11 protein-coding genes and 1 pseudogene are annotated in these 15,682 nt (G+C 71.2%); 6 read left to right on the forward strand and 6 right to left on the reverse strand.

Translation table 11 applies throughout. The annotated features are described in order from the left end of the window. Positions 1–7 precede the first annotated feature (7 nt). Positions 8–3,082: a CHAT domain-containing protein gene (locus QCD66_RS16920; RefSeq protein WP_407567196.1), complete on the reverse strand. Its 3,075-nt coding sequence runs from the start codon at positions 3,080–3,082 to the stop codon at positions 8–10. Further along, a complete protein-coding gene (locus QCD66_RS16925; protein WP_375734837.1) occupies positions 3,079–3,720 on the reverse strand; it encodes a CATRA conflict system CASPASE/TPR repeat-associated protein in 642 nt (213 codons plus the stop codon). The genes QCD66_RS16920 and QCD66_RS16925 overlap by 4 nt, the downstream gene beginning before the upstream one ends. A 235-nt stretch (positions 3,721–3,955) precedes the next feature. On the opposite strand from QCD66_RS16925, the gene QCD66_RS16930 reads away from it, so the two are divergent. The 3 genes from QCD66_RS16930 to QCD66_RS16940 are packed head-to-tail and all read left to right on the forward strand — an operon-like array spanning position 3,956 to position 7,417. Continuing rightward, positions 3,956–5,272 carry a macro domain-containing protein gene (locus QCD66_RS16930; protein WP_375734838.1) on the forward strand — a complete coding sequence of 439 codons (1,317 nt, stop codon included), beginning with the start codon at positions 3,956–3,958 and terminating at the stop codon, positions 5,270–5,272. A 49-nt stretch (positions 5,273–5,321) separates the two neighbouring features. Continuing rightward, on the forward strand, positions 5,322–5,687 hold the full coding sequence (locus QCD66_RS16935) for a CATRA system-associated protein (protein ID WP_375734839.1): 366 nt from the start codon (positions 5,322–5,324) through the stop codon (positions 5,685–5,687). Positions 5,688–5,710: 23 nt separating this feature from the next. After that, complete coding sequence (locus tag QCD66_RS16940; protein ID WP_375734840.1) at positions 5,711–7,417, forward strand: CATRA conflict system CASPASE/TPR repeat-associated protein; 1,707 nt, start codon at positions 5,711–5,713, stop codon at positions 7,415–7,417. A gap of 40 nt (positions 7,418–7,457) precedes the next feature. Here QCD66_RS16940 and QCD66_RS16945 read toward each other — a convergent pair whose 3' ends face one another. Next, positions 7,458–7,994, reverse strand: coding sequence for a hypothetical protein (locus QCD66_RS16945; RefSeq protein ID WP_364219573.1), 537 nt, complete (start codon positions 7,992–7,994; stop codon positions 7,458–7,460). A 228-nt stretch (positions 7,995–8,222) separates the two neighbouring features. Next, positions 8,223–10,841 (reverse strand): LuxR C-terminal-related transcriptional regulator, encoded by a 2,619-nt coding sequence (locus QCD66_RS16950; RefSeq protein WP_375734841.1) that lies wholly within the window; start codon positions 10,839–10,841, stop codon positions 8,223–8,225. Positions 10,842–11,151: 310 nt separating this feature from the next. Here QCD66_RS16950 and QCD66_RS16955 point away from each other — a divergent pair, with 310 nt between their 5' ends. Together QCD66_RS16955 and QCD66_RS16960 are read left to right on the forward strand one after the other, a co-directional pair. Then, the gene (locus QCD66_RS16955) at positions 11,152–11,673 is read left to right on the forward strand and encodes a hypothetical protein (protein WP_375734842.1); all 522 of its coding nucleotides are present in this window, start codon (positions 11,152–11,154) and stop codon (positions 11,671–11,673) included. Positions 11,674–12,319: 646 nt separating this feature from the next. Further along, positions 12,320–12,643, forward strand: coding sequence for a hypothetical protein (locus QCD66_RS16960; RefSeq protein ID WP_364219585.1), 324 nt, complete (start codon positions 12,320–12,322; stop codon positions 12,641–12,643). 377 nt (positions 12,644–13,020) lie between these two features. Here QCD66_RS16960 and QCD66_RS16965 read toward each other — a convergent pair whose 3' ends face one another. Further along, a complete protein-coding gene (locus QCD66_RS16965) occupies positions 13,021–13,620 on the reverse strand; it encodes a hypothetical protein (protein ID WP_375734843.1) in 600 nt (199 codons plus the stop codon). 414 nt (positions 13,621–14,034) lie between these two features. On the opposite strand from QCD66_RS16965, the gene QCD66_RS16970 reads away from it, so the two are divergent. Further along, positions 14,035–14,451 carry a hypothetical protein gene (locus QCD66_RS16970; protein WP_375734844.1) on the forward strand — a complete coding sequence of 139 codons (417 nt, stop codon included), beginning with the start codon at positions 14,035–14,037 and terminating at the stop codon, positions 14,449–14,451. On the opposite strand, the pseudogene QCD66_RS16975 reads toward QCD66_RS16970, so the two are convergent. Beyond that, a pseudogene (locus tag QCD66_RS16975) lies at positions 14,426–15,660 on the reverse strand (IS3 family transposase). The gene QCD66_RS16970 and the pseudogene QCD66_RS16975 overlap by 26 nt on opposite strands. Between the last annotated feature and the right edge of the window lie 22 nt (positions 15,661–15,682).

Raw genomic sequence — 15,682 nt, forward strand, 5'->3', positions numbered from 1 at the left:
CGATCCGTCAACGCCCGAGGTGGATGTAGGCGGTCCACGCCGTCGGGGCGTCCGGGTAGCGCGCCCGGGTCGCCAGCGTGGCCCGGTGCAGGGCGTCGGCCGCCGCGACCGGGGAAGCGTGGCCGCGCTGGTCGATCAACGCCGCGTAGACCTCGTCGGTCGTACGGCGGGCCACCGGGTCCTTGACCGCCCACAGGGTGGCGATGACCTGGCCGAATCCGGCGGTGAGAAAGCCTGCCGCCAGGTGCACCGCCTCGTCGGCCAGGTGCGGTCCGGACATCGCCGTCTCGCAGGCCGACAGGAAGGCGAGTTCGCCGCCGTCTGCCCGTAGACGCACCAGCCGTTCGACGGTGAGGGCGCCGTCGGTGGCCGACGAGAGCAGCAGCCGGCTGTTGGACGGGTCGGCCAGGTCGCTGCGGGCGTGGCAGGCGAAGTGAGCCCAGGCGTGACCGGGCAGGGCCGCCGCCACCGTCGCCGCGCCCGCCTCGGCTGCGATGAGGTCGGTGTGGTCGGCGCCGAACCGTTCCCGCAGGCGTTGTGCCTCACGGCGCGCCGCGGGCAGCCCGGAGCGGTCGTCAGGGGCCGGCAGCACCAGGCACAGCCGGCGCGGCAGGCCGGTCGTCCGGGTCCGCCGGCTGTGGCCGAGGGACCGGATGGTCGGCGCGAACGAGGAGACGACCAGGTCGAGTGCGCAGTGGTTGTCGTCGGTGGCGGCGTGCAGCGGCATGGCGGCGAGCATGCCGGTGGGAACCCACCACACCCGGGGCAGCCGGTCGCCGACGGCCGCCGCGGTCAGGCCGAGCCGGGCGAGCACCGGCCCGACGGTGGTCGCCCACAGCCATCGCAGGATCGCCCGTACCATCTCCTCGTCGCCGTCGGTGGTCGCGGTGAGCAGCTGCCGGGCGCGGGCGGTCACGTCGGCGTGTCGCAGGTCCGGCAGGGGTACGTGGGTGACGCCGTCGGCGCCGACCAGCAGGGCGTCGCACCGGTGCCGGCTGACGTTGACGATGACGACCGGGCCTTCGGCCGTCTCGGCCCGTAGATCTGCCGGCCGGGGTGGCAGGGCGAACCGGGCCAGGCCCGGCAGTGCCCGGATGTCGTCCAGGATCTGCGTGAGGCGGTCGATCAGGTGACGCCGGTCGGTGAGAGCCGTCATCAGATCCGTCTGCGGATCAGCGGGTTCGGCCGCTTCCCGGGCGTCCGGGACGGGGTCCGGTACGGGTGGGGCCACCCCGTCCTCGTTCAGCGCCGACAGCGTCGCCCGTAGCCGCTCGGCGAGCGTCGGGGCGGTGCGGGCCAGCTCGTCGAATTCGGTGTGGTACGAGGTGACGTGGTTGAGCATGACGCCGCGCCCCAGTTCGGCGAGGACGACCGCGTCGTCGGGATCGCCGGCGTACAGCGCCGCCGCCGTCGCGTCCCGGGCCAGCTCCGACACCATTCCGAGCACGAACTCGTGGTCCCGACGGTCTGCCCGCCAGGTGGCGAACATCGGCAGCAGCGTGACGGCGCGCCGGTACGCCTGGTGGGCCGTCGGCCATGCGCCGGTGCCGGCCGCCAGGTCACCCCACTCCTGGCCGGCGACGATCCTGCGCAGCGGAGCCTCGGAGTCCAGGTCGACGAGCCGGCGGTAGTTGTCGGTCGCCTGCTCCAGATCGGCGGGGCGGCCGTCGCGGCGCCACCTGGCGACGTGGGCCCGGGCCAGGTTGAGCAGGACGGTGCCGTACCCGTCCCAGTCGGTCGGAAGTTCGGCGGCGGCCTGGGTGGCGTATCCGATCGCGTGGTCGATGTCGCCGACCGCGCTCAGCCGCGACAGGATCGTGCGGTAGAGCCTGCTGGCGCGGCGGGCGACCCGACCGGCGACGCCGGATCCGGCGGGTGCCGTACGTGCCTGTTCCGCCTGTTCGGCCGTGTGCTCGGCCCGGGCGAGGTGCAACGCGGCCAGGTTCATCGCCGCGTGTCCGCGCAGCGCCGGTGCGGGAACGGTGCCCGCCACCCGGGTCAGGATCCTTCTGGCCCGCACCAGGTCGTGGGGGTCGTCGGTCAGCCGCCAGCGGTTCTCCAGGCAGATCGCGTGGTTGAGGGCGACCGTGGCGGCCACCTGGGGCGAGTCGGCCGTTTCTTGGGCGGCCCGTTCGCACAGGGCGACCGCCCGCGTCGCGTCGGCCCGCGACGCCGACCGCCGGGAGCGCAGGTCCAGTGCCAGCGCCATGTTGACGAGCAGCATCGGTCGCAGCCCCGCCGGCAGGCGGTCGGTCAGCGCGTCACCGAGTGCGACGGCCCGGTCCAGTTCGGACAGCCGGCCGGTCCGGTGGTAGTGGCGCAGGGCGAGGGTGACCAGGTGGCTGGCGGTGATCGCGCTGTCGGCCCGGGCCGGCGTCATGGCCCGCACCGCCCGGGCGGCGAGGTCGAGTGCCCCGGCGATCGCGGTTTCGCGCTCAGCGGGGTCGGCCGACTGCAGCCGGGCCAGGCCGACGTTGGCGAGCACGGCCGCCACCTGGTCGGGATCGGCGTCGTCGGCAAGCGTGTCCGGCATTGTGTACGGGTCGGGGACCTCGCCGGCCGGGTGGGCGGGCTCACCGGTCAGTTCGGCGCGGACCCGCAGACCCATCGCGTACGCCGACGCGGCGACGGCCCGGACCGGGTCGTCGGGGTCGCCGACGCGCAGCGCCTCCTCGAGCAGCGTGAGTCCTTCGGTCAGGGTGGTCGGGTCGCCGTTCAGGGACGCCTGGACGGCCAGGGCCTGGCCGAGGTTGGCGGATCGGGCGGCGCGGTCGTGGGCCGTTTCGGCGGCGCACGCCACGGCGCGGCGCAGGTGGACGACGCCCTCCTCGAGCAGGTTCTGCCGGCCGGTGCGGTATGCCTTGGTGGCCAGCATGGAACCGAGGTTGGACAGCACCGTGCCGTGGGCGGTCCCGCCGCTGCCGCCGGCGTCGACCAGCGCCTCGGCCCGGCGTACGGTCTCGATCGCGGCGTCGAGGTCGGCGTCGGACCCGGTCGCCTGAAACCGTTCGCGCAGGTCCATGCCCTCGTCGTTGAGGGCGAGGCCGTGCGTGAACGGGTCGGTGGAGTCCGGCGGGTTCATGCCGCCCCCCGACGCCTCCTGCGCCGCGGCAGGGGCTCCTCCCACACCCGGAATCCGCTGCGGGTCACCGCGGCCCGCGGTGTCGGCGGCCATTCTCCGGTGGCCAGGAACAGGCGGGCCTCGCCGATCGTCGGGGCGGCGACGGGAGCGCCGTCGACGAGGCGTTCCCAGAGCCGCTCCGACGCCTCCCATCCGGTGGGTGGGTCCGGGGCGAGGACGACCGACAGGCAGAGCAGGTCGTGTTCCCGGTACAGCAGGGCCTGGCGCACTCCGGGGCCCGGGCCGGCGCACGCGGCGGCGGGTCGGCTGCCGGCCGGCAGGTCCTCGAGGGCGGCCGGGGGCGCGGCGGGCAGGGCAGCCAGTGCCTGGTCCATGCCCGCCACCTCGGCGCAGCGCCGCCAGACGTGGTGCACCCACGGCAGTGCCGTGTGCCGGTCAGGACCGGTCACGGGCAGAAAGCCCTGCACGACCAGCTCCACATCGGTCGGGGTGCCGTCCGGGTCGGTGGACCAGCGGTGCCGCCGCGGCGCGGCACCGAAGCGGTGCGGGAACTCGAGGATCCGGTCACGGACGTCCTCCGGCGGTGGCGTGAGCAGGCCGTCCAGTTCCGTACGGTCCGGCAGCCCCTGGTCAGTCACGGCACCAACCGGCCGCCACGGCGGGGTCGGGTTCCGGACTGTCCACGGGGGAGTGTGGCGCGGCCCGGTATCCTCCGGACGTCGAGCGGGTCCGGGGGTGCGTGACCGGGCATTTCGATAGGGGAAACACACCAGAAAGCGAACACGGAGGTCTGCTTCCGGTGAAATGGCACTCCTGCTTCCGACGTGCTTCCGATTCGCTTCTGATGAAAACAGCGACCGGCCGGAGCCGAGGGTGAGCCGGGTCCGGATCGGGCTGCTGGGACCGACCGTCGTCGAGGTGGACGGGCAGGCCGTCAAGCTCGCCCCGACGACGATCGCCGTACTGGCGCGACTGGTGATCGCCAACGGTGACCTGGTGACCGTCGACGAGATCTTCCGGGACGTCTGGCCGACGCAGGCCCGCACGGTGCGCCGCGAGGACCGGATCAGCGTCCAGAAGCGGATCCTCGAACTGCGCCGGGTCCTGGAACCGGACCGCGACGGCGCCGAGTCGCTGCTGATCCCCACCGACCGGGGCGCGGCCACCTCGGCGTACCGGCTCACCGTCGGGCGCGACCACGTCGACGTGCACCGGTTCGGTGACCTGCTCGCGCGGGCACAGCGGACCGACGCGGCGACGGCCGTGGAACTGCTCACCGAGGCCGTGGCGTTGTGGCGGGGCCGTCCGCTGTTCCACGTCGAGGAGTACGCGTTCGCGCGGGCGACGATCGCACGGCTACGTCCCATGCACGCCGCCGCCTGCCGTGCCCTGGTCGAGGCGTACCAGCAGCTCGGACTCTTCGACGAGGCGTTACGGGTCGGTGAGGTGCTGCACTCCGAACACCCCGACGACCCGGGCCTGGCCGCCATGCTGGTGGAGTTGCGCGGCCGGTCGCGTACGCGGGCGGGCACCCTGCGGCGGGACCTGGCCGCCCTCGGTACCGCCGTGGTGGTCGCCGGCGGCGACCTGTTCGCCCAGGAGGGTGCCCACCTGGCCGTCGGCTTCAGCGACACCTTCGACACCGACATCACGCAGGACGTCGTGATCAGCCGCACCAGCCTCCAGGGACAGGTGCTCGACCGCCTCTACGGCGGCGACCGCACCCGCCTGGACCGGGACCTGCGCAACGCCCTGCGCACCGTCGACCCGGTCACCGTGGAGTCGCGCGCCGACAAGCGGCGCGGGAAACTCGCCCGCTACCCGGTCGGCACGGTGGCGGTGCTGCGGGGATCGAGCCGCCAGGTCTTCGCCGTGGCGTACAGCGTCATGGGCAACGACCTCGTGGCACGGTCCTCCCTCGACCGTCTACGGCACAGCCTGGACAACCTGTGGGACGCGGTCGACCTGCACGGGCGCCGGGAGCCGGTGGCGGTGCCCGTGATGGGCGCGGGGCTGGCCCGGGTCGACCGGATCGAGCCCGCGACACTGATCACCACGATCGTCGAGTCGTTCGTACGACGGTCCCGACACCGGCCGGTGAGCCGGGAACTGCGCGTTGTGGTCCGACCGGAGGACCTCCAACGGACCGCTATGCTGGACGTCGCATCGTTCCTCAAAGGATTGCCCTGACCAAGAGATTGGCCTGACCCTCGAAGGATCGGCCTGGAAGGACGGCCGGGTGCAGAACCAACTCCCGCCACGACCGGCCGCCGGTCCGGAAGCATCCGAACCCGACGCGGTCCGTGACGCGCGGGACATCCTGGCCGACCTGATGGAGTGGCACCTTCCCGACCAGCGCTGGTCGACGGTCGAGGAGCTGCTGACCGACACGGAAGCCGCCATCGCCGCCCGGGACCTCACCGCACTCGCGCACGCGGTCGCCGCGCTGGAGTTGGCCGGCCCGGACCGCATCCAGCGCGTCTCCGCCCCACCGGACCGCTCCGTGCCGCAGACCGTGCGGGAACGGGTGGGCCGCACCGTCGACGCCATGACCGCCGCCTACCCGCCGGCCGGACCGGCACCGGCGAAGCCGTCGAGGCGGTGACCGGGCCGCACGCGGAGCCGGCGGTGGGCGAACCCCGCCTGGTCGACCAGCAGATGGTCGTCCACGTCTTCGCACCCGCCGCCGGCCCCCACGCCACCGCGGCGTACGCCGCGCTCCGTGACCTGTGGGACGCCTGCCGCCACCTGTTCCGGTTGGACGACGAGATCCCCGGCCTCGACGCACCGGCACGCCTACCCGAAACCGCCGCCGACCTGCCTGCCCCGGCCGGCACCGGACCCGAGTGGATCCTCGCCGGCCAGGAGCGCGCCGACGCGGACTACCAGGCCGTACTGCGCCGCCACCACGACCTGCTCAACCTGTCGCTGGCACTGGCCCCCGGACCGCCGCCGACCGACGCCGCGCCCGCCCACTGGCCGCGGTGGCACGACCTGGACCGGCAGTGGAACGCCCTGGCCGTCGGCCGGACCGCCCCGCTGCTGGGCGTGGTCCGGATCTATCTCGCCGGGATGACCGACCTGCCCGACGCCGGTCCGGCCGGGATCCCGCCCGCCGGACGGGCGGCGGTGGGCCGCGCCCTGGCGGGGCAGCTGCCCGGCCCGGCGCCCCGGTGGGCCGAACCCGCCCAACTCGGGGACTCCGCGCTGCTCTGGGAACTGCCGTACTCCGACGACGCCCGGTGGGAACGGCGACTGCTGCTGGCCGCCCCGACACACGACGACGCCACGGTGAGCGCGTGGGTGTGGTCCGACGGCAGCGCGGCCATCCCACCACTGGCCCGCTACCTGCTCCACACGGCGAAGGCCCGCTTCCAACTGCGGGTGCTGCGCCGGGACAACCCGTCGGACGACCTGCGCGACCGCGTGGACGCGCTGGCCGCCGACGTCCGCGCCGGCGACACCTCCGCGGCCGTGATCGGGGCACTGACCGCCGTACAGCGGGACGCGAACCTGTCGGTCGAAGACCTGCGGGCCATGCGCCACACCGTCGGCGTGGCGAAGCACAACATGGCGGCAGCGTGGGGGAGGACCCCGCCCGCCGTCCAGGGACTTTTCGCCGACGACCAGGACATGATCGACTGGCTCCTCACCCACCTCGACGACGAACGTGAACACCTGGAGACGACGGCGGCCCGGGCCCGCCACCTGACCGGGGACAGACCCGTCGACCCGCCACCGGACCCGCCGTCACCGGGCGTCGACCGGCCACCGTCCACCGGCGCGCCGGCCGACGACGTCGCCCGCAGCGTGTTCGTCGTCCACGGCCGCGACGCTGCGGTCCGCGACGGCATCTTCACCCTGCTGCGCGCCCTGGACCTCAAACCGCTGGAGTGGGAGACCCTCGTCTCGGGCACCGGCATGGCCACCCCGTTCCTCGGCGACGTCGTGGCCCACGCGGTGACCCGCGCGCGGGCGGCCGTGGTGGTGCTGACCCCCGACGACGTGGTCGGACTGCACCCCAGCCTGCGCCTGGACACCGACGAACCCCACGAGTGGGCGACCGGCATGCAGGCCCGCCCCAACGTACTGCTGGAACTCGGCATGGCGCTGGCCGCCTATCCCGACCGGACCGTCATCGTCAAGGCGGGCTCCCACCGGCCCGTGGCCGACCTGGACGGGCGCAACTTCCTCCAGCTGCGGGACAGCGCCGACTTCCGGCGCAAGCTCGCCCACCGGCTGCGGCTCGCCGGCTGCGCCGTCGACGACCACGGGCAGGACTGGCTGGCCGCGGGCGACCTCGCCGAACTCGACGCCTACCGCCGCGCACCCTGAGCCGGTCCTGCCCGCGTGGTCGGGCGGCCGGTACCGGCCGTCACCCGGGCGGCAGCTCCCGACGGCCGTTGAAGATGCTGTCCTCGAACGCGAGCAGCGTCCCCCCGATCGCCTTGATGAAGGCGTAGTTGAGGCCACCCCCCACCGCCGCACCCACGAACGGGATCACCTTGCCCGCGACGCGTGCGGTGAGCTTCTTCAGGATCACCTGGGCGACGACCCGCACCACCTGCTGCAGGCCCATGACGCCGACCTCGACCCCGAGGGACAGGCCGACGATCTTCATGAACTCCGGGAAGGACACGGCGTACCGGCCGGTCCGGTGGTAGATCACCGCCAGCGTGACCCGGAACTGCTGCGCGACGGTGTTGGCGACGTCAGCGGGAACACCGACCACGAACGTGATCGGCCCACCGACCCCGGCCACGGCACCGCTTCCGGCCGCCAGCAGCGCGCAGTAGTTGATGTAGCCGTCGATCCCCATCGAATCGACCTTTTCTTTGATCTTGAAGCCGTCGAGGTTCTTGTGCACGAACTCGAAGGAACTGCTGAGCTGACTCCACTTCCCGTCGGACATGGCCCCTCCTCGCGCAGCGGGCGATCAGTGCATCCACTGCACCGCGACGGGTGCTTCCCGAGAAAGGCTCGACCCGCTGCCGATGTGCTTCCGATCCGCCTACGGCGGCGTGGAACGCACACGAGTACGGCCTCGGCGAGCAGTGGGACAGCGCCAAGGCGTACTGGGCCGACCCGACCGACGACAAGCGCGCCGAGTTGCCGGACTGGTTGAACTTCGGCGTGCCGGTCAGATTCGGTGGGCCAGGAGTCGGGTGAGGCTGGCCCGGTTGGTCACCCCGAGCTTGTGGTAGACGCGCCACAGGTGGCTGTCCACCGTACGGACGCTCAGCCCCAGGTCGGCGGCGATCTGGCTGTTGGTCATTCCGGTGCTGACCATCGCCGCTATTTCGGACTCGCGTGCGGTGAGCTGGTCCAGCACGGCCGTCGCCAGGGGCAGGGTGGCGTTGAGGGCTCGCCGCGCCACCGCGACGTACTCCGCCAGCCGTGGCGACCCACAGACGTCGGCCAGTCCAGCGGCACGGTCAAGGTGGCCCCGAACGCCGTCAGCCACCCGGTTGTCGAGACAGGCGTTGGCGATGACCAGGCCGGTGAGGGCCGTATCGAGCTTGGCATCACGGGCCTCGAACTGGGCGAGGGCCGCCGTGCCGGTCTCCGCCGCCCCGCTGGGATCCCCATGTACGCCGTGGGCACGTGCCTCGGCCCGACCGGCGTATCCCAGACACAGCGGGGACGGCCGTCGCCGGGCGTAGCTTCTGGCGCGTCGTACATAACCGTCGGCGGCGCCCGGCTCGCCGCCGGTCCCGTGCTCCGCGTAAGCGAGCAGGTCCCACTGTCGGGGCCGGCGCCATGTCGGCAGGCGCGGCAGGTCGTGTCCACCGGCTGCGCGCAGCGTCAGCTGGATGCCACGCTCGGGCTCGCCCACGTGCACCAACGCCTCGGCCGCCATAGCGCGGACCACCACGGCGAACGCGGTCTCGTGCCCATCGCAGACCCGCACGGCCTCGTCCGCCGCGGCCACCGCCTCGGCGGTGTCGGCACCGGCCCGTAGCCACACCAGGGCGTTCGCGCGCAGCCCGGCGACCAGCGCCTGACTCGGCCGGTCGTCGCTGATCCGGGCCAGGTGCGCGGCCTCGTCCAGGGTCTCCAAGCCGCGCGCGAGCCGCCCGAGCCGAACCTGGATGTCTCCGAGGGTCTTCAGCATCGCGGGAAGGATGTGCGACTGCCCGCTGCTACGGCACAGCGTCACCCCGCGCTCAAGGTGGCGCTCAGCGTCACCGATGCGCTCCATGATCGCCTCGACTCGTGCCAGCTCGTACAGACAGGACAGGTCGCGCAGCAGCACCATGTCGGATGTCGCGTCGGCCTGCCGTGCTGCCCGCCCGATAGCGGTCTCGGCGTGGCCCGGCTTGTCGTCGGAGTACCGCGCCAACGCCGTCAAACTGAACGCGATTATCTCGCCTGCCGGATCGGCACCGCGGCGCGCGTGCCGGGTGGCGGCGGTCGCCTGCCGCGCCGCGCGGTCGTAGTGCAGCGCCTCCAGCGCGTTCTCGGCCAGCTCACGCCGCAGCCGGCTCATGATCTGGTCTCCGTTGGGGAGCGCCGTGAGCGCCGCGGTACGGGCGATCGCGTCCGCCTCCCGGAAGTTCCCCAGCTGCCGTTCCACCTCGCTGGACAGGACCAGCGCGGTCGCCGTGACCTGACGGTCCGGAGCCGGCTCCCGGGCAAGCAGCGTGTGCAGCGCTTCCCGGCCGGCCTTTGGCTGCCCCGTCAGCAGCCGGGCACGGGCCAGCAGGAGGTGCGCCTCGTACCACCGGCCGTCGGACTCCGGAATCAGGGTCAGCGCGACCGTCAGCCAGCCGATCGCCGCGTCGGGGTGAGCGTCTGTTGCCTCGCGGGCAGCCACCAGCAACGTGTCGACGTGCGCGGGCTCGGCCGGGTCGGCTGCCCGTGCGACGTGGTACGCGCGCGCCGCCATCGACCCACCCCGCCGACCCAGTTCCGCCCCGATCCGCGCATGTATCGCGCGGCGCTGACTGACCGGTGTGCGGGCGTAGACCACGTCGGCGAGCACCCGATGTCGAAAGGCGAGCCGGGGTGCCGGCTCGGTCGGTCGGATCAGATCCCGTGCGACCAGCGTGTCGAGGGCCGTGAGCGTCTCGTCGGAAGTGGCCGTGGCGACCGCGACCAGCAGGTCGGGCGAGAACGGGTCGCGGAGCGCCGACGCCAGCTGCGCCGCTCGCAGGTCGGTCGGCGAGAGTTGCGCGAGCTCGTCGGAGAACACGCCGGCGGCGTCGGAGGTGTCCGGCGATTTGGCGGCCAGCATTCGCATGTATGCCGGATTGCCGTGCCCGTCACCGTGGATGGTGGCCAGATCGGGGCGGTCGCCGAGCATCTGTCGGGTGTCGGCGAGCGAGAGCGCGCCGATCGGGTATGTCCGCAGTGTTCGCGAGGACGTCGCCTGGAAGACCACGGCGGCCACCTCCAGCGGAAGCTGCCGGGGACGGTAGGCGGCGATCAGCAGGACCGGCGCGCAGACCGTGAGCTCGAGTAGGCGGTCGAGAACGGGTGCAAGGAAATGGGGCAGCCGGTGCAGGTCGTCAAGGACGAGGAGTACGTCGGTGCGGGCTGACAACTCCGTCAGCCCGTCCGGCAGGCGATGCCACCACTCGAACGGTGAGGGCGCGTCGGGGCTCTGATCGTCGAGCGCGCCGTTGGGAGCCGACACCACGCAGAGGTCACGAGCCTTCGCGTACGCGAGCGACGCGGTCAGCAGGGTGGTCTTGCCGATCCCCGGCTCCCCGAAGATGACGGCGGCACCGCCCGTGCCGGCCTGCAGGTTGTCCACCAGACATTCGAGATCACGACCGCATTCCGTACGACCGATCACCGCGCTCGGCCGAGGCACCGCAACCGACGACATGTTCCTGCCTCCGCGAAGCGGTTAGGTAGATCGATGTAGGTAGGTTTGCCGATGTCTTGGGGGATCGAGTGCTGTCATCATAGCGGCCATGCCGGCCGGCGCGAAGGGACAGCAATTCTGTCTATCGTGGAGGAGCATCTAAATGATCTTCAGGAGACGTCCGAAGGATCGCGGACAGGGCGGGGCGAGAACCTCGCGGCCTACCCGACTCGGCGCCTATTTCGCCGTGGTTGGCATGGCCATCGCATCGCTGGTAGTGGTCGCACCCACCGCCGCCCACGCAGGGGCCATCGTGGCCTGCCCGGCCGACCTCCAGTACTGGAACCGCTACGGCTCCGCATGGGAAGCCCACCGCTACCGGATCGTCTCCTCGACACCGGTCTTTCTTGCCAGCGACGGTCGCGCTGTGAGCAACGGCCTGAGTTATCCGGTCTCGGCGACCGTGACCGCCACCCAAACGCGGACGCACCAGGTCACCACGTCGGTCGGCGTGGCCACCCAGCTCACCGAACAGCTCACGATCAATGTCAGCACCCAGATCGTGCAGATACGTAGCACGGCGATCGGGGTGTCCACCAGCTTCGAGGTGCAGCCGAACCAGACGGTTTACGCGGACTACGGGGTGCACGCCTACCAGGTCTCCTACTACGTCGAGAAATGGCGCGCCAGAGGTTCGCTGTGCGAGGAGTGGGGCTACTATCCGTCGACGGTGACCGCGCCCACGTACGTCGAGGGGTGGCGGCTCCGGCTCGGCTGAGTCTCCCGGCGAGGGATGGTTCGACCACCGCTGAGCGCGAGTTCTGAACGTCAAAAAAAGTAGTGAACGCCGAAAGTGCCTTCGGACTTTGGTGATATGAAGCCTACGAAAGCCTCATGAGCCAGACCAGAAGGCACTTTCGCTCATCTGAAGGACGTCTCGCGACTCCGCGAAGGCGATGCCGCTGCCCGAGTCTATTGCCCACCCCTGCGAGGCCGACGTCGTATAGGTGAGTGGCCGATGATCGGTGACAGTCGTTCGGCTGGAAATCATACAGAGGTGTGAGTTCCATCGATGGCGACGTCAACAGCGGTTTGGGGATGTGCGCTACCCCAACGTGCCGTACGTGGCCGCCAGACCCTGCCGAGGGGCGGGCGTGAGAGATCCTTGGCATCCAGCGGGCAGGACCGGCCCGGATGTGCGCCTCACGCACCGACGTCACGCACGTCGTCGTTCCGGACGCCGGTCACGACGTACACCTCGAGCAACACCAGGGATGGTCGACGTACCGCCGGCCTTCGTCAACTGGCGCCCTGGGTACGAGCCGCACGCACCGGTGCGAACGGAAGCGGTAATTCGATAGCAGCGACATCGGATCCCTGCCTACGGTGCTCGCCCAGACAGTGCTGGAGAGGCGAGGTTACGGATGACACTGGCAATCAAGGGTTCTCGACGGATCACCGTCGACGGCGTCGCCTTCCGTTGGTCGGTTCGGCGCAGGCCGACCTATTCCCAGGGGAATGGCTGGTCGCCACTGACCTTCGTCGTCGAGCAGGCGGAACAGCCGGGTGCCCTGTTGGTCGCGGCGCTGCCCTGTGCCCATCCCGGCAACTGGTTCGGACTGCCGAGCCAACCGGTGTTGCCCGGGACAGTGGCCGCAGGCGTCCGTCAAGCCCTGACGGCCGGCTGGCGGCCGTCACGGCCCGGCCCCGCCTTCAAGCTGGACCTGAGCGACCCAGCGCCCAGATGATGACGACCGCGACGCCGGGCGCCGCGCCCCGTCCGCGTCGGGGGTGCGGGCCAGGACCCGGCCCGCACCCCCGCCGTCTGTCGGTAGCCTCGCGATGGACGCGGCGATGCTCTACACGGGGACCGTCGTCGAGGCGTACGCCTGACTCCGGCCGCCTGACCTGGCGAGCGTTCACGCGCCAAGCCGCCGGCTGCCATTCGTCCCGCACGGCGTACTGCTGGTGGCCTGCGCGAGGCCAGGCGCCGCACGCCGGGGCATCGCGGTGGTCGCCGTGTCAGTCCGTTGCGGGCGCCGCTCTGACACGCCGCGACCTGGAGGCCGCCCTGATGGCGTGACGTAGTGCCGCTCGATCAGCGGCAGATTCGTGCACCTCGAAATCATGGGACGGGCGTCGGCCGGTCGTCGAGCTCACGGTGCCAGACCTGTTGCCAGCGTTCCTCGGCTTGGGAGGCACGCCAGGGTGCGGCGGGGCCGTCCGGATGGACGCCACAGGTCGGGCATGCATGGCCCGGGCGGCGCCGTTCGGTGCCGCATGCCAGGCAGTGCCTGTCGGGGTTGATGCCGGCATCGTGGCGATCGAGGACCGCCTGGACGACCGTGGCGAGAGGTTCCGTCGGGTGGTGCTCAGGGTCGGGACAGTAGGCGATCCGGGACCAGCCCCACGAGTTCCAGGGCGACAGCGTCCGTGGGGTTCGCATGCCAGCCGCCTTCTCTCGACGCCGCAACGCGGCGTACTCCTGCGCACGATGCAGGACCACGTCGCGTGTCCGCTGTAGTTCGTCGGCGGCGCGCACGAGCGCGTCGAGATCGTCGGTGAGCCTGCGTGGGATACGGGCGGCGACGACCAGGTGGTGCCAGGTGGCACGGAATCCGTACGGGGCACAGTGCAGAGCGCACTCCCGTAACGCGTAGAGCCTGCGCTGCGGCGAGAGGGCGCTGTCGCGGACACGGCGCGCCCGCGCAGGAAAGCTGGTCACGGAGCCAATCATGAGTGTCCCAACGGCACGTACATCCCGCCACTGCCTCGCGCACGCGGCACCGTTCACGTCGACGGAGAGCAGCACCCGGTCGTCACCATCGACGCGGCAACGATGTTCGATGTCCGGGGTGCTCTATTCAACCCGGTCACCCGCGTCCGACGGGTCGTTCCCATGCGGGTCTGGGGTATCTGGGCCATGGTCGACCAGCTTTCGTCCGGCGCGCACACGGTCCGCTTGGACGGCACCGACGGGCATGGGTTCAGAGTGACGGCGACGTATCACCTCGTCGCGCGCTGAGACAGACAGCCACAGCCGATCTGAGCCAGCCGCGGCATCGCCGACCAAACCATGATCGGATGCACGCTTGACCGTGCACGAAGCAGGTACGTCCGCCGGTATTCAGTCGTCCTGATGGCTGAGGGCGGCTTCGATGCGGACGGTGTTCGGGGAGTTGATGCGCCGGCAGATGGTCAGGGCGTTACGCAGGTGTGCGAGGCCTTCGTCACGGCGTCCATGCCGGAGTGCGTAGGTGCCGATGCCTTCGAGGGCGCGGGCTTCATGGGCTGGTGCATGGACACGGCGGGCGATGTCGAGTGCTGCCGTGAACTGCTCGTGGGCGATGCCGAGCGTTGTGGTGGTGAGTTGTATCTGCCCGATGTGGTTGAGGGTTTCGGCTTGGCCGTCAGGGTCACCGACGTCGTGGAAGAGGTCGAGGGCCCGCTGGAGGGTGGCAACTGCCGTGGTGGGATCGCCGATCGCCTGCTGGACGAGGTGTCAAGCCCCGGGTTTGATGGAGAGTTGGTTAGCTGGTTTTCAGGGGTGCGGTGAGCGGGTGGGTCATCGCGTGTAGTGCCTCGTGTTCGGCGGGTGGGATGTGTCCGAGTTCGCCGTGCAAGCGGCGGTTGTTGTACCAGTCGATGTATTCGACGGTGGCCATCTCCAGGTCGTCGAGGCCGCGCCAGGGGCCGGTGTTGCGGACGAGTTCGGCCTTGTACAGGGAGTTGAACGCCTCGGCCATGGCATTGTCGAACGAGTCGCCCTTGGAGCCGACCGAGGCGACGGCGCCGGCCTCGGCAAGCCGCTGGGTGTAGCGGATCGCTCGATATTGGACTCCCCTGTCCGAGTGGTGGACCAGTTTACGCAGGTCAGCGTGTTGGTTTCCGCGGCGCCAGATCGCCATCTTCAGCGCGTCGAGGGCCAGATCCGTGTAGAGCGAGGTGGACACCTGCCAGCCGACGATCATGCGGGAGTACACGTCGAGGACGAACGCGGCGTACACCCAGCCCACGCTGGTTCGTACGTAGGTCAGATCCGCGACCCACAGCTGGTTCGGCCCCGCCGCGGTGAAGTCCCGTCTGACCAGGTCAGCAGGGCGGCTGGTCTCGGCTGCCGGCCGGGTGGTGCGGGGCGCCTTGTCGCGCAGCAGCCCACGCAGCCCGGACTCACGCATGAGCCGTTCGACGGTGCACCGGGCCACCGGCACCCCTTGGCGGTGCAGCTCGTGCCAGATCTTGCGGGCGCCGTAGACGCCGTAGTTGGCTGCGTGGACCTGTTCGATCATCGCGGCCAGCTCCTCATCGCGCCGTGAGCGAGCGCTGGCGGGGCGGGTCCTGGCGGCGTAGTAGGTCGACGGTGCGATCTGTGCCGGCGTGTCTTCGAGCGCCCGCAGGACCGGCTGGACACCGTGTTCGGCCTTCTGGGAGTCGACGAAGTCGACCTTCATCGCGACGGACGGTCCAGCTCCGCCGCGAAGAAACTCGCCGCGGACCTCAGGATCTGGTTCGCCCGCCGCAGCTCACGCACCTCCCGTTCGAGGGCGGCGAGGCGTTCGGCGTCGCTGCCGGTGGTGCCCGGCCGCTGCCCGGCGTCGGTCTCGGCCCGCTTCACCCACGTGCGCAACGCCTCGGGATGAACCCCGAGCTGACCGGCGATCCGCCGGATCGCACCCACCGCGGACGCCGGGTCCCGGCGCGCCTCGACGGCCAACCGAGTCGCACGCTCACGCAGCTCATCGTTGTACTTCTTCGGTGCGGGCATCGCAGGTATTCCTCCCAGGTTT

This window comes from Polymorphospora sp. A560 (genome assembly GCF_045781765.1).
GTDB lineage: Bacteria > Actinomycetota > Actinomycetes > Mycobacteriales > Micromonosporaceae > Polymorphospora > Polymorphospora lycopeni.